Source organism: Vibrio sp. 10N.261.52.C11, from assembly GCF_041471405.1.
Lineage (GTDB): Bacteria > Pseudomonadota > Gammaproteobacteria > Enterobacterales > Vibrionaceae > Vibrio > Vibrio crassostreae_C.
Window position 1 is genome coordinate 78,263 of record NZ_JBFROI010000029.1, and the last position, 15,211, is coordinate 93,473.

Genomic DNA, 15,211 nt, shown 5'->3' on the forward strand with positions numbered 1-15,211 from the left:
AGTTATTTTTTAAAGACTTATCGTCTAGGCTTTCAACGCACGTTCGCCTCGTGCGATGCCAACAACACCACTTCGAGCTACTTCAAGCACTTCCGTCACTTCAGACAGCGCCTGAATGAAGGCATCCAGTTTCTCGCTAGTACCCGCCATTTGAACCGTATATTGAGAAGCCGTAACATCAACGATCTGACCACGGAAGATATCCGCTGTGCGCTTCACTTCCGCACGAGCAAAGCCGCTCGCACGTACTTTTACCATCAACAGCTCACGTTCAATGTGTTCAAGTTCAGACACTTCTTGTACTTTAAGTACGTCGATTAGCTTATGCAGTTGTTTCTGAATCTGCTCAAGCTGCATTTCGCTCGAGTTAGTAGTGACGTTCAAACGAGACAGCGTCGGATCATCGGTTGGAGATACGTTCAAAGACTCGATGTTGTAGCCACGCTGAGAAAACAAGCCAACCACACGAGAAAGCGCACCAGGTTGGTTTTCCATTAGTAGTGAAATAATGTGTCTCATATTATGTTCTCTCCGTTTTGCTTAGCCACATGTTATCCATACCCTCGCCTTTGATCTGCATTGGGTATACGTGCTCGGTGTCATCCACACTAATATCGACAAATACCAAACGGTCTTTCATCGCCAGTGCTTTTTCCAAACCTGATTCCAATTCATCCGGAGATGAAATGCGCATACCAACGTGGCCATAAGCCTCAGCGATAGCAGCAAAATCAGGAACAGAGTCCATATATGAGTTAGAGTAACGGCCTTGATAAACAATGTCTTGCCACTGTTTTACCATGCCTAGGAAACGGTTGTTAAGGTTAATAATCTTAACCGGGATATTGTATTGCAGCGCAGTCGACAGCTCTTGGATATTCATTTGAATACTGCCGTCACCGGTTACCACAACCACCTCTTCATCTGGCTTAGCAAACTTAACGCCCATACCAGCAGGCAGGCCAAAGCCCATCGTGCCTAGACCACCAGAGTTAATCCAACGACGTGGCTTGTTAAACGGGTAGTATAAAGCAGCAAACATTTGGTGTTGACCTACGTCAGAAGCAACATAGGCATCGCCATTGGTTACTTTATGCAGTGTTTCAATTACTTGCTGTGGTTTGATGCGCTCAGACGATTTCTCGTAAGCTAGGCAGTCACGCTCTTGCCACTGCTTGATTTCACTCCACCAGCTTTCAATCGCTTCTGCATCGTTAGTGCCGCCTTGCTCAACGAGCAAGTTCACCATGCTCTCTAGAACCTTTTCAGCAGAACCTACAATCGGTAGATCCACTTTTACGTTCTTAGAGATCGAAGATGGGTCGATATCAATGTGCATGATCTTCGCATCAGGGCAGTACTTATCTAGGTTATTGGTCGTTCGATCATCGAAACGTACGCCAATACCAAAGATCAAATCCGCATTGTGCATCGCCATATTGGCTTCATACAAACCATGCATGCCCAACATACCCAAAGAGTTCTTATGGGTGCCAGGGAAAGCGCCAAGCCCCATTAGGGTGCTTACCACAGGTAAATTCAGTGCCTCTGCTAATTTTAACAGCGGCTTATCTGCCTCAGAAATAACCGCACCACCACCGACATAAAGTACCGGCTTCTTCGCTTCAAGAAGGGCTTTTAGCGCCTTTTTGATCTGACCTTTATGACCCGTAACCGTTGGGTTATACGAACGCATTTTGAGCGTTTCTGGGTATTCATAAGGAAGCTTGATTTGTGGGTTTAAGATGTCTTTCGGCAGATCAATAACCACAGGACCGGGACGTCCTGTCGTTGAAATATAGAATGCTTTTTTAACGACTTCAGGGATATCTTCCGCTTTCTTAACTAAGAAGCTGTGTTTAACGATCGGGCGTGATACACCCACGATGTCACACTCTTGGAAGGCGTCATTACCAATGAGGTTATTTGGTACGTTACCAGAAATAACAATCATTGGGATTGAGTCCATGTAGGCGGTTGCAATACCAGTAACGGTATTGGTCGCACCTGGACCAGAACACACAAGTACTACACCCGGTTTACCGGTAGAACGAGTATAGCCATCTGCCATGTGGGTAGCGGCTTGTTCGTGTCGCACTAATACGTGTTTAATTTCAGCAGTTTTAGCATGCAACGCATCGTAGATATCAAGTACAGAACCACCTGGGTAACCAAAGATTTGTTCTACACCCTCTTCAATTAGAGACTGCACCACCATCTCAGCGCCGGATAACATTTCAGCGCCGGATGACATGGCTGTTTCAGGTTTTGTTGTCATATTGCTCTCCTCACCAGTTTCCAATCATATTTGGTGAACATGTTGGGCTGGTTTTTCATAGTCTAGGGCTTATTCGTAGCCTAATTCGAAATACTTCCACTTTTTCGGCTATGGCTGTCTGTCGTGATAACAACAAACAGTAATACGAAACAACTTTAACGCTTTATTATCATCTGGTCTAACACCTGTTATTCGGCAACTGTGCCAAAAAACCAACTATTAGCTCAAAGCATTAAATAAAACCCAACTCAGCCCCACACGCCAGGTTTAAACACTAGTTAGCGAACAAAAAAAAGCACTTAATATTTTAATAGATCGCTATTTATCGATAAACCGCGAGCTTGCTGGTGTGCGCTTTCGCACATTGTGCTGTGTCATTAGATACAAAAAATCCCCCTAAAAATGCAATCACATTCGTAGGGGGATTTTTAAACAACTGAAAATTTATCTAAGCAGAAAACTACTTATCTTTAGGCTTTTCGTTGTACATTTCTTCGATTTCGTCTTGATACTTATCGTTGATAACTTTACGACGCAATTTTTGAGTTGGTGTCAGTTCACCATCATCCATAGAAAATGCTTTTGGTAGCAGTTTGAATTTCTTCACTTGCTCAAACTTAGCCAGTTCTTGCTGTAGGTCATTCACACGCTTTTCTAGCATCTCGACGATTTGGTGGTGCTTAACAAGTTCAACGCGATCGTGATACTTGATATTAAGCTCTTTGGCGTACTCTTCTAGCGAGTCATAACAAGGAACAATCAGCGCAGAAACGAATTTGCGTGTATCAGCGATAACAGCAATCTGTTCGATAAAGTGATCTTTACCAATCGCACCTTCAACCACTTGCGGGGCAATATACTTACCACCAGAAGTTTTCATCAGCTCTTTGATACGATCAGTAATGAACAGGTTACCATTTTCATCAAAATGACCCGCATCACCGGTTTTCAAGAAACCGTGCTCATCGAATGTCTTAGCTGTCTCTTCTGGCATCTTGTAGTAGCCACGCATCACCATTGGACCGCGAACAAGAATCTCGTCCTTAGCACCAATCTTAACTTCTGCGCCCGGCATCGACATACCGATAGAATCAGGGTTAAAGCAGCGGTCATCCCAGCAAGACACCGTTGCTGTGGTTTCTGTCATGCCGTAGCCAAGTTTTACGTTGATACCGATAGCATGGAAGAAGCGACCGATGGTTTCATCTAACTTAGCTCCACCACAAGGCATGAAGTTGATGTTACCGCCGAGTAGAGCGCGCAGTTTAGATAGCACAAGCTTATCAGCTAGCGCATGGCTCTTCTTCAGCATCAACGATGGAGTACGACCTTCTTGGTGACAAACTGAAAGCTTTGCTCCCATGTTCACCGCCCAAGTAAATAGCACTTTACGAATAAATGGTGCTTTAGATACCTTCTCGTGAATCGCAGAGAAGATCTTCTCGTAGAAGCGTGGAACCGCACACATTACAGTAGGTTTCACATCACTTAGCGCATCACGCACTTGCATCGTATCTTGCAGGTAGCAGTTGGTTGCGCCTTTATAAAGAACGTAGAACGTCCAAGCACGCTCAAATACGTGTGATAACGGTAGGAAACACAATGAGACATCGTCTTTGCTCAGGCTAAGGCGCTCATCGTGGCCTTCTAACTGGTAGCCAATGTTGGTGTAATCAAGCATTACGCCTTTTGGCTGACCTGTGGTACCAGAGGTATAGATAAGAGTCAGCAGGTCGTCCATGCTTGCATCAGCAAGACGCACGTCAAGTTCAGCTTGTTGTGCTTCAACGCCACGCGCCATGAAGTCATTCCAAGATACGGCAAAGCTGTGTCCTTGCAGGTCGATGTCATCAGACATAGCCACAACAACTTCTAGCTGCTCGCACTCTTCAAACAGGCTAACCGCCGCATCGAATTGAACTTGCTCACCAACGAATAAGATCTTCACATCTGCATTTTGGATGATGTAAGAAGACTGTGCTGCTGTATTCGTTGGATAAATCGGCACAGTCACAAGGCGTGCTTGTAACGATGCAAAATCTGCCACGGTCCATTGAGGCATATTGTTCGAATAGATACCGATCTTATCCTGAACTCTCAGTCCTTGAGCCAACAGTGCTAATGAAAGCGTATCGATTTGTTGTCCAAACTGCTGCCAGCTAATACCTTGCCATACATTATCTACTTTGTGCTTCAAAGCTGTACGGTTGCCGCCTTGGGCAATTTGGTCACGAAGTCTTTTTACGATATGAAAATCTAAATTGGCCATCTCTTTACCTTTAGGCTTACACCTGTAAGCTTTTTTGAGCGCACAAGTGTACCTCTGATCATGGAAAAGGCAACTGATGAAGCTCAAAGTTATAAGTAATAGTACGTCTAACGCTAAGTTTTCTACCTACTAAAATAGCACGCATAAAAAAGCCCTAAGCCAGTCTCCTAGCTTAGGGCTTATAAATCATAGGGATTAGTGTCTAGTTAAGTGCCACTACTTCGCCACAGATCATCATTAACTGATCTCGTAACCAAATGTGTCCTTTATCCTTTTCACTTGATTCGTGCCAGCTTAGGAAGCCAGAAATCGCCGCATTATCGAATGGGAAATCTAGAATCTGAAGCTGCTCTTTGTTTGCTGCATGTTCTACCATCCAACGAGGAGCAATTGTTACTAGTTCAGATTGGCCTACAACGTAAAGAACGTTGCTTAAGCTCGTACCTTCGTAGAAAGGCGTGCAATCTAGGTCACGGTAAGCTTGCTCAGAGAAGCTACGTTGACCATGGATGCGAGACAGTTTTGCGTGCTTTTCGTTAAGCAGCTCTGCCGCAGAAACTTCACCGTTGATACGTGGGTGAGAAGCAGAAGCAACCACAACTAATTCGTCTTGGAAGATTTCAGTGCTTGAGAAGCCTTGCTCATCAAAACGAGCGTAATCAATAACGAAGTCGATTTCTTGGTAGCGCATACGCTCAGAAAGTTGACGATCGAATTCAGCATCCATGTGCAGTTTCACGCTAGGTGCTTGCTCGTTGATTGTCGACATAATCTTAGGAGCAAAACGCATATCACAAGGGCTGCAAATCGCTAGTTTGAACAGGCGAGAAGACGACTCTGGAGAGAACACAGAACTTGGTAGTTCGTTGCGTACTAACTGTAGCGCTTGGCGGATTGGACCAAACAACTGACGAGCACGTTGAGTCGGTTGAATACCACGACCTTGACGCATGAATAGTTCGTCGTTAAACATCACTTTTAGACGAGCAACAGCGTTACTTACAGCAGGCTGAGACATACCCAGATTGTGAGCTGCACGTGTAATGTTTTGCTCTTGCATAACTGCATCAAATACAGTCAAAAGATTTAAGTCGACTCCACGAAGTGTGCTTTCCATTCTGTAGCTTGCAATAGCACTCATTGCGTCTTTCTTATCTAACATTCAAGTTGCCTCTTGTCGGTTCGACAGCGTTAAATTGGTAATGGTATGAGAATAGATAACCACTAATTCTTATATTTATCAGACCGATGTTTTTCGGATTGACATTACTATTAACCAATGCATCTCGAGCTACCAACAAGATTGATAAAGAATAATTTTATTTTACCTTAATGATTAAACAACATCTAAAAATCAATTATTTATAGAGTTATAAAAAAACATAAAATGCGTCACTTATGAGTTTAATTTCGACTTATTTAGCTGTTCTATCGTTTGGTTACATTTGTTACAATTTATTGAACTCGTGAATTGTTCAACCGGCCAATTCAGAAATAGCACTTATGAGTTAGGTGAGCGATGCATAACTTGGAAAGTCGACCTTGTCCCAAAGTTGCTTTCTTAAATCATCTTGATTAGACCAATTCCCTGCTAATACCCACTCAACGAGTGCACTTGCCACGTCTGGATAGGTGACCACTTCGGCCTGTTTTTCACTGAGCCAAGCGCGCAAGATAGCCGCATCTAAAAACGTCATGGTTTGAGCTAACCCAAGGGCCTCTAGCGTCGCCACATTGCTCTGTTGTTCGAACTGTCCTTCGAGTGGTTTGAGAAGCAATTTCTTCCCCAAAGTTAGGGCTTCAGATGGCAATTCAAAGCCGCCATTTGCGACCACACCAGAGCACTGATTGAGGTCGAATTGAAAGCCCGCATGACTCAGTGGTTTGAACTCAATATTTTCAACTCGGCTATGCTCAATCACATCCGGGTGGTAACAGACAAAGTTTTGCGAAATGAACTTCATCAGCAGCTCTGAGATCGACTCAAGATCCTCAAATGGCAAATAGACCAACGTAAAGTCTTGTGCTGTTTTGGTTTGTTGCTCACCAACCAGCGTGTGAACGATAGGCGGCAAAATCGGCTGTTCAAAGTGATACCAGTGCAAGCCAATAGAGTGCTCGGTTGGGGCGAAATGTTGAATCACTGAATGTTCAATCCAGTTGCCCCCTTCTTTGGGTACATCATAACGAAACGCATTCTGGTGGCTTATCCCAATGCATGGCACACCTTGTCTCTTAGCCGCCCATGCAGTGACAGGCTCAAAATCATTAATCACTAAGTCATAAGGCGTAAGATCGATCTGGTTAATCTCACGGAGAAATCGCCAGATGTTGTTCTTCATGAATGTTTTGCCGTATTTAACCTGCCCCTGCTCGCTGTAAAAAGTTAAGCCGCTGCGGGTCTGATAGTTGCCAAACGCTTCCATCGAAAAGTATTTGCTCTCATCTCGCCCAGAGAACAGAAAATCGACATCAATATTTTGCTGACGAAAAGCGACGGCCATTGCTCTCGCTCGAGCGATGTGCCCATTTCCTGTGCCTTGTACGCCATATAAAATTTTCATGCATGTTCCTTTAAGTTTGCCACTTAAACTCGGCAGTGGTTGCCAACAAAATAATTACAGGATGAAGCTGATAGCGAGGCTGGTACAAGCGATGCCCAAGGCTGCGCCAATCAGTACGTCCGTTAAAAAGTGCACACCGAGCAGGATTCGAGAGCCTGCAATCGCAGTTGCCCACACCAAGCTAAAGAGGTACAAGCTCGGATAGAAATGTCCGATTAGAGTCGCCATAACAAAAGCCGCAGCGGAATGCCCAGAAGGCAGGCTGTATTTATCAGATGGCACAATATGGGAGTAAAGCAATGAAGAGAATTCAGCGGGTCTGCGACGCTTGAGGGTATTTTTGGCAAACCAGTAAATAGGTAACTCGATTGCAAAGGCAGTTAAGCCCACCAATAGAAAATCTCGACCGGTGTAACTGTCAGCCAGTAGTGCAACCAAAGCAATCAAAACGTAAAGGTGTCCATCTCCAGTATGAGACACCGCCTTACTGAGTGTCGCCTGTTGTCCGCTATAACGACTCTTTAAACAGAAAACAGAAAATGCCACATCCCAGCGGACAATAGGTTCGATAGTACGCATACAATCTCCTTAACAATCCTTATTCAGTTAAGGCTCAAGTTATGCTCCTGAAATGACAGTTAAGTGACGTTTTGAATGAACTAAAATGAATTTTGAGGCGAATTGACCGCTTTCGCTAAGCAAGCTGATGAGGCCTAGAAACTGTCGATAAAAATAAAGCGACCCAAGGCCGCTTTATTCTTCTATGTTTTTACTTCTTTATATAAGCAAGCAAACGCTACTTCTATCGTGTTAATGGTTATAGCGTTCGCTAATGATAATAGCGCTAAAGGCTATAGCACTAAAAGTTATAGCGCTAATGGCTCGTGCTTTTTCACCAAACCGAAATCCGCCAATATCGCGTAGGCCGCTGGGATCATAAACAATACTAATAAGGTCGAGGCAAATATGCCGAATACGATCGAAATAACCAGTGGCTGGATAACCTGAGCCTGTAAGCTGGTTTCCGTCAACAGCGGTAGCAAACCTGCCGCAGTCGTCATTGAGGTCAAGAATACCGCTCGGAAACGCTCGCGACTGGCTTTCACCACCGAGTCATGCACGCTATCTCCCTCATCGACATGGTGACGAATGTACTGCACCAACAAGATGGAATCATTAACCACAATTCCGGCAAGCGACACAAAGCCCATCATGCTTGGCATACTCAAAGAATGGCCAAGTATCCAGTGACCAACGACCACCCCAATAAAAGCGAGTGGAATCGCTAACATCACGACCACAGGCTCTAAATAGCTTCTGAACTGATAGCTAAGAATCGCAAACACGCCGAATAAGCCGAGCAAGAATCCTTTGCCCATCGAAGCGCCAGTCTTGGCTGCATCCTTGGCCTCCCCTTCGAAATCAAAGCGTAAACCCGGGTACTTCTGAATAAGTTTGGCGGCTTCATCTTTTTGGAACTGAGCCAAAATCGCGGATGAACTCGCTTTCTTATTATCAATATCACCAAAAATACTGATGGTTCTCAGCCCATCAATACGCTGAATTCGCACGTAGTTACGCTGGAAATCTAATGTCGCCAACGTTGCTAGCGGGATCTGACTGCCATCTGCGGTAATGATTGGGAAGTTAGCTAGCTGCTGTATGTCGCCCGCTTGTTCTTTATCAAGACGAACTTCAATCGAGATATTCTCAACACCGATTTGAATCTCATCCGCTGTCTGACCAAAGAAAGCCGCACGTAATTGGGAAGCGATCATCTGTCCATTCACATTGTAGGTCTCAGCGCCCGGACGCAGCTTCACCAAAATCTCTTCTTTACCCATACGCATGTCATCCAGCACGCCGTGCACGCCATCAAACTGATTAAGGTATTCCTGAATATCCAAAGAAGCGGATTTCAATGCGCTCAGGTCATCGTGTTTGGCGCGGATTTCAATAGCACGACCGCCCGGCCCCATAGTCGGTTGCTTGAACACCAATGAAATAGGATCCGCTAAATCGCCAATATCCTCTCGCCACGCATCAATGAAATCATCGATAACCGTATTACGACTCTCTGCTCCGCGTAAATCTAAGCGCACTGTGGCTAAGTGCGGGCCGGATTCATTGGCATCGGCGTTAGCATTGAATTGGCTAGTTATGTGCTCGACCAGTGTATTGCCTTCTTCAACCTCTTCGCTCCATTGCTTGTTCAAACGCTCAGCAGACGCGACAATTTTGTCGACCACTTTCTCGGTTTGAGACAGTGACGCCCCCGGCGGAAGAATAATACGCGCCTCGGCGATATCACCATCTAGCTCAGGGAAAGGTTGAAACTTAACAACGCCACCAGCAATCAAGGCGACCGAAAGTAACAACAACGTAATCACTCCGCCCATAAAGGCGTAGCGGAAGGTCACGACTTTCTCAACCATGTTCATCAAAGTGGTATTACGGAAGTTCTCAAACTTCTCAAGCAACACCACTTTAAAGCGCAGCGCTGGCTTATCATTTTTTTCTTTATGTAATGAATGAGATAAGTGATTAGGTAGAATCAGGAAGGCTTCAATCAAGCTCAACGACAGCACCAAAATCAATACTTGAGGAACGGCCTTAAGCACCGCGCCCATCTCGCCATCTAGGAACAGTAAGCTACCGAAAATACACACCGTGGTTAAGAAAGAAGACAACACTCCGGGAAACACTTTCTTAACGCCGTTGTACACCGCATCATCGACGCTTTGTCCCCTATCTAAGTGGGAGGCTATCGATTCGGCTATCACGATGGCGTCATCCATCATAATACCGATTGCCATTAACAACCCGACCAGCGACATAATGTTGATCGACAAACCAAGGTTGGCCATTAAGAACAAGCCACCAAGGAAGGCCACTGGCAACCCTGCCGCCACCCAAAATGAATAACGTAAGCTGAAGAACAGCCACATGGTGGCGAACACCAGCACAATACCTTGCCAGCCATTGCTCACCATCATGGTTAGACGATCCCAAAGCACAGATGAGAGATCGTTGGTCATTTGTAGTGTCACGCCATCAGGAGCAATCGCGCTTTGATCTTCAACGAATCGTGTTACGTTCTCTTTGATTCGCAGCGCATCGTCTTCTTTGTTCTTACTGATCTTAAGCAGCGCTGAAGGCTTGCCATCAAATAGCACCTTTTGCTCATCAAGCTCAAAGCGGTCGGTTATTTTGGCTATGTCTCTCAAACGAATCACCGAGCCATTAGGCGCAGATCCAACCACGATGCTTTCCAGCTCAACAGGCGTAACTCGTCTCTCGTCGAAACGAATCAGAAAGTTTTTGTCTGGTGTTTCAACGTTACCACTCGGCAGTTTTACATTCTGTCGACCAATTTGATCCGCGATATCACCGACACTCAAACCCAACTGACGAATAGCTTGGGTATCCAGTTCCACTCGATATTGATGATCCGAGAAGCCGCTAACCTCGACCAAAGATACATCGTAATCAAGCTTCATGGTGCGCTTAAGATCTTCCGCGTAGGCCTTAAGTTCTGGCCACGACGTTTCGGCTGTTATAGCGATATCGACAACCGGTTCATTCCAATCTAGCTCTTGAACAACAGGCGATTCAATCTCAGTTGGGAAGTCATTGATCGAGTTGATCTGGGTTTGCACGTCCACCAGCATTCGGCCGATGTCCGCTTTTTCATTTAACTTGAGAATTAAACGGGCGCTGCCTTCGATCGCTTCACATTGAGTCTCTTCAATGTTGGCTAAGCCGTCTACTGCATCTTCCATTCGTACACACAAGCTCTCTTCCACTTCTTGTGGAGAGGCGCCGGGATAGACAATCGCAGCCATAATGTAAGGCGGATCGTAAGCGGGGAAGGTTTCACGTTTGATGGTTGATAGTGAGCTTATACCCAAGATCAACAACCCAAGCATCAACAAGTTTGCTGCTGTTGGGTGCCGAGAGAAAAACTTGATCATGACGCACTCTCCTGAGTATCTGATTCAAGCTCAGCCTCTTCAGAGTTGGACTCTCTCAGTAACATGCCTTCTATTGCTGGCAGGACATCATTAAGAACCAGTTTATCTCCAGTTTGTAGCTCTCCACTCACAACCACTTGATTGTCTCTGCGATAAAGCACTTCAACATTGACCACTTGCAAACGCTGGTTGTCATCCATCAGGTAAACCTTATCACCATGCAGTGCTCGCTCTGGAACCACCCAACTTAGATTCGCGACACCCTCAATCTCAGCTTTGACAAACATACCGTTAACCAAAGGCGTTGCGCTGTCTGGTTGCAATTGTGAGTAATCTTGAGCGATCTCGAGAATAATCCCCGCCGTCGCTTGGTTTTCATCAACTGTTTCGCTGATTCTTGCCACCTTCGCTGGCCAACTGAGGTTCAGGTTGCCGCTGTTAAGTTGAATGCTTGCTTTGATTGGCGCTTCATAAGGATTAGGGATTCCTGCAGCATCGCGAGGAAATTGGTTAAAGCTGGAGGCTAAAGTTTGCATATCGTGAATAGAAAGTTGCGCCTCCACTTCCATAACATCAATCCCGTGAGCAATAAACATCTCTTGCTGAAGGTTAACTACTTGATTTTGTTCAATATCAACTTGAGCAATTCGCATCGCTCTTGGTAAAGTGATCGTGGTCTTATCGAGAGAGCGCTGCGCCTCTTTTACCTTAGACACGTTGACCTTAATCACCGCTTCCGCAACACGCTTTTCATCTGGCATCAACGCGATTTGGTTCGCGATATCTAATACCAACTTCTGCTGAGACAATGCGCTTTGTTGTTGCAGGTCGACATCCGATTGAGAGGTGAGCCCTTTCTTACGCAGATCCTGTTTACGTTGTAGCTCTTTATTGCTGATCACCAAACGATTCTTTTCGATCTTAAGAGTCTGATTAAGGTTGTCTTCTTCTTGATTCAATTTCGCTAATGAGGTTTGGCTTGATTTTAGATCCGCCTCTGCTTGTATCAGTTTCAATTCGTAATCCAATGGATCAACCTTGAGCACGACCATTCCTGCAGGGATCACCTGGCCTTTTTCAAGATCTGGATGTCGATACACGATCTGTCCTGTCACCTCAGCAATCGCTTTCCATTCAACTTTAGGCACTACTTTGCCAAAGCCGACCGCTAACGGCGCTATCAGTTGTTGTTCTAGGCTCACAGTATCAACTAAGCGAGCCCTATCACCCGCAGGTTTGGTTGGAAGATCCGGCTTCAAGTTAATCGCGGCGACAAGGCCAATAACACCAACCGCAAGTGCTGGAAAGAAGAGTAGTTTTTTATTTATTTTCATTATCTTTGGTCCTGCACGGAAGAAGGGCTCGGTGCGTTAATAAAGCCTTCAGTCATCAATTGAATGTTGTGTTCGATTAAACGATTAAGAAATTCTTCATTAATCTCAATCCCATGAATTGCCAATAAAGGCGGCGGAGCGATGAAAGGAAACACCATCAAGCTTACATACGAAATACGGCACAATTTTGGATCCATGTTCTGTTTTAAGATGCCTTGTTCAACCAACTTTTCAAAAATGACATCTTGGGCTGGCTTTGCAACATCGAGGAAAACCTTTTCGAGCAACTCTCTTTGCACTTCAGAGGGAGGCATATTCATCACTTGGGCTATCAAGCGAGGAAACTTCGGCACTTTGACCATCTCTTTGTAGTAAGTCCGCATTAAATCAAGAAAGTTCTCATGACTGCTTTCATCAACGAGTCTCTGCATTTGTAATTGCATAGGGCGTAATGTTTCACGCAGCATCGCCTCAAACAATCCGGCTTTACTGCCAAAGTAATAGCGAATCATCGCAATATTCACACCCGCTCGCTCAGCAACTAAGCGAGTCGATACCTTGTCGTACGGTTGAACCACGAACAGATCTCGAGCGTGCTCAATGAGTAACTGCCGTACATCTAGATTCTGTTGAGGTCGCCCTGCTTTACGCGCTGCCATCACTGAGACCTATCCCTATAATTAATCACACGATTAATTATAGGGATAAATCGACATGGTTGTAGAAGATTAATTACTCACTATTTAATCAAATGATTAATTAATTTAGCCGCCCTTTTAATTTTATTGGTGAATCGTTCCATCAAAAAGATTTACTACAAAGTTTTAACCTACACATAAGCCAAACGATAAACTAACCGCCCAGTACGAAACACTCAATCAGCCGATAACACCAACAAACAACACGCAAGCAGCACAAACCAAACCAAAACGCCGCTAATGTATGCTGATATTGGATTTTCTTGTTTGACGCTCAGAATAAATTACGGTACATATGGTGTTAACAGTTTATTTACGGATATTTGTGTAATGATTTTTTCTTCTTCTCGACTGCTGAAACTTCTCCTTATCGTGAACCAATCGCGCGGGTAAGTTGTGGGTCAAGAACTACACAAATATTAAAACCCGCGCTGAGCGGGTTTTTTTGTAACTGGCACTTTTAAAAGAACATCATTCTCAATAATAATTTGGATAGCAATCGATACAATATCGATATAAGGAAGCACCCATGAACGATCAAGTGATAATTTTTGATACGACTTTACGTGACGGCGAGCAAGCGTTGGCAGCAAGCCTTACGGTAAAAGAGAAATTACAGATCGCTTATGCACTTGAACGACTGGGTGTAGATGTTATTGAAGCGGGTTTCCCTGTGTCATCGCCAGGCGATTTCGAATCAGTACAAACCATCGCAAAAAATATTAAAGATAGCCGTATCTGTGCGCTTTCTCGTGCAGTTGCAAAAGATATCGATGCCGCTGCAGAAGCGCTAAAAGTGGCTGAGCAGTTCCGTATTCATACCTTCATTTCTACATCGACGGTTCACGTGCAAGATAAATTACGCCGCAGCTACGACGATGTTGTCGAGATGGCAGTGAAAGCGGTAAAGCATGCGCGCAACTACACTGACGATGTTGAGTTCTCTTGTGAAGATGCCGGTCGTACACCTATCGACAACCTATGTCGTATGGTTGAAGCCGCGATTAACGCGGGCGCAAAAACCATCAACATTCCAGACACCGTAGGCTACACAGTACCGAATGAGTTTGGTGGCATTATCCAAACGCTATTTGATCGCGTACCCAACATCGACCAAGCGATCATCTCTGTTCACTGTCACGATGACTTAGGCATGTCGGTTGCTAACTCAATTGCTGCCGTTCAAGCAGGTGCTCGACAAATTGAAGGCACAATCAATGGTATTGGTGAGCGTGCGGGTAACTGTTCTTTAGAAGAAATCGCAATGATCATCAAAACTCGTCAAGAGCTATTAGGTGTTCATACCGGTTTGGACCACAAAGAGATTCACCGTACCAGTAAATTGGTTAGCCAGCTTTGCCATATGCCAATTCAAGACAACAAAGCTATCGTCGGTGCAAACGCGTTCAGCCACTCTTCAGGTATTCACCAAGATGGCATGCTAAAGAACAAGAACACTTACGAGATCATGACTCCTGAGTCTATTGGCTTGAAAAACAAGGCATTGAACCTAACAAGTCGCAGTGGTCGTGCAGCCGTTAAGAGCCACATGGACGCAATGGGCTACAAAGACAATGAGTACAACCTAGATTCATTGTACGAAGACTTTTTGAAACTGGCTGACCGTAAAGGCCAAGTATTCGATTACGACCTAGAAGCACTAATGCACTTCGCAAATCTACGTGACGAAGATGACTTCTATAAACTTAACTACCTAAGCGTACAATCTGGTAGTGTTATGTCTACCACCAGCATCAAGCTGCAATGTGGTGATGAAGAGAAATGCGAAGCGGCTGTCGGTAACGGCCCGGTTGATGCTTTATACCAATGTATCTACCGCTTAACGGGTTACGAAATTGCATTGGATAAATTCGACCTTACCGCGAAAGGTGAAGGCGAAGATGGCTTAGGCCAAGCTGATATTATTGCGAACTACAAAGGCCGCAAGTACCACGGTACAGGCGTTTCAACGGATATCGTTGAGGCCTCTGGTCAGGCGCTACTGCACGTTATTAATAGCATTCAACGCGCAGACACCATTGCTGAAATGAAACAGCAAAGAATCGCAACAGTTTAAACACCCAATAACAGAGC

General features: G+C 44.9%; 10 protein-coding genes. 1 reads left to right on the forward strand and 9 read right to left on the reverse strand.

All coding sequences use genetic code 11. The features are described from left to right. Positions 1-24: 24 nt before the first annotated feature. From ilvN to AB4323_RS12330, 9 genes are all read right to left on the reverse strand, one after another. The gene (gene ilvN, locus AB4323_RS12290; protein ID WP_008219984.1) at positions 25-519 is read right to left on the reverse strand and encodes an acetolactate synthase small subunit; all 495 of its coding nucleotides are present in this window, start codon (positions 517-519) and stop codon (positions 25-27) included. 1 nt (position 520) lies between these two features. Beyond that, entirely contained in the window at positions 521-2,278 is a 1,758-nt protein-coding gene (locus tag AB4323_RS12295; RefSeq protein ID WP_017062926.1) for an acetolactate synthase 3 large subunit, read from the reverse strand. Between the two features lie 460 nt (positions 2,279-2,738). Next, positions 2,739-4,547, reverse strand: a complete 1,809-nt coding sequence (locus AB4323_RS12300) for a long-chain fatty acid--CoA ligase (protein WP_017066937.1) — start codon at positions 4,545-4,547, stop codon at positions 2,739-2,741. Between the two features lie 202 nt (positions 4,548-4,749). Then, a complete protein-coding gene (gene leuO / locus AB4323_RS12305; RefSeq protein WP_017061397.1) occupies positions 4,750-5,709 on the reverse strand; it encodes a transcriptional regulator LeuO in 960 nt (319 codons plus the stop codon). 346 nt (positions 5,710-6,055) lie between these two features. After that, a complete protein-coding gene (locus AB4323_RS12310; RefSeq protein ID WP_017068817.1) occupies positions 6,056-7,111 on the reverse strand; it encodes an MJ1255/VC2487 family glycosyltransferase in 1,056 nt (351 codons plus the stop codon). A gap of 54 nt (positions 7,112-7,165) precedes the next feature. Beyond that, the gene (locus AB4323_RS12315) at positions 7,166-7,690 is read right to left on the reverse strand and encodes a phosphatase PAP2 family protein (RefSeq protein WP_372152570.1); all 525 of its coding nucleotides are present in this window, start codon (positions 7,688-7,690) and stop codon (positions 7,166-7,168) included. A gap of 287 nt (positions 7,691-7,977) precedes the next feature. Then, on the reverse strand, positions 7,978-11,085 hold the full coding sequence (locus AB4323_RS12320; protein WP_372152573.1) for an efflux RND transporter permease subunit: 3,108 nt from the start codon (positions 11,083-11,085) through the stop codon (positions 7,978-7,980). Continuing rightward, entirely contained in the window at positions 11,082-12,419 is a 1,338-nt protein-coding gene (locus tag AB4323_RS12325) for an efflux RND transporter periplasmic adaptor subunit (RefSeq protein WP_372145528.1), read from the reverse strand. Before AB4323_RS12325 ends, AB4323_RS12320 begins: the two co-directional genes overlap by 4 nt. Continuing rightward, on the reverse strand, positions 12,419-13,078 hold the full coding sequence (locus AB4323_RS12330; RefSeq protein WP_017062933.1) for a TetR/AcrR family transcriptional regulator: 660 nt from the start codon (positions 13,076-13,078) through the stop codon (positions 12,419-12,421). Before AB4323_RS12330 ends, AB4323_RS12325 begins: the two co-directional genes overlap by 1 nt. A gap of 568 nt (positions 13,079-13,646) precedes the next feature. Here AB4323_RS12330 and leuA point away from each other — a divergent pair. Then, on the forward strand, positions 13,647-15,194 hold the full coding sequence (gene leuA, locus AB4323_RS12335) for a 2-isopropylmalate synthase (RefSeq protein ID WP_048614879.1): 1,548 nt from the start codon (positions 13,647-13,649) through the stop codon (positions 15,192-15,194). The last annotated feature ends 17 nt before the right edge of the window (positions 15,195-15,211 follow it).

Excerpts from the sequence above, each read along its gene's own strand:
- AB4323_RS12295 (WP_017062926.1), bottom strand. The coding sequence starts at position 2,278 with ATGACAACAAAACCTGAAACAGCCATGTCATCCGGCGCTGAAATGTTA.
- ilvN (WP_008219984.1), bottom strand. The coding sequence starts at position 519 with ATGAGACACATTATTTCACTACTAATGGAAAACCAACCTGGTGCGCTT.
- leuO (WP_017061397.1), bottom strand. The coding sequence starts at position 5,709 with ATGTTAGATAAGAAAGACGCAATGAGTGCTATTGCAAGCTACAGAATG.
- AB4323_RS12300 (WP_017066937.1), bottom strand. The coding sequence starts at position 4,547 with ATGGCCAATTTAGATTTTCATATCGTAAAAAGACTTCGTGACCAAATT.
- AB4323_RS12320 (WP_372152573.1), bottom strand. The coding sequence starts at position 11,085 with ATGATCAAGTTTTTCTCTCGGCACCCAACAGCAGCAAACTTGTTGATG.
- AB4323_RS12310 (WP_017068817.1), bottom strand. The coding sequence starts at position 7,111 with ATGAAAATTTTATATGGCGTACAAGGCACAGGAAATGGGCACATCGCT.
- leuA (WP_048614879.1), top strand. The coding sequence starts at position 13,647 with ATGAACGATCAAGTGATAATTTTTGATACGACTTTACGTGACGGCGAG.
- AB4323_RS12325 (WP_372145528.1), bottom strand. The coding sequence starts at position 12,419 with ATGAAAATAAATAAAAAACTACTCTTCTTTCCAGCACTTGCGGTTGGT.
- AB4323_RS12330 (WP_017062933.1), bottom strand. The coding sequence starts at position 13,078 with ATGGCAGCGCGTAAAGCAGGGCGACCTCAACAGAATCTAGATGTACGG.
- AB4323_RS12315 (WP_372152570.1), bottom strand. The coding sequence starts at position 7,690 with ATGCGTACTATCGAACCTATTGTCCGCTGGGATGTGGCATTTTCTGTT.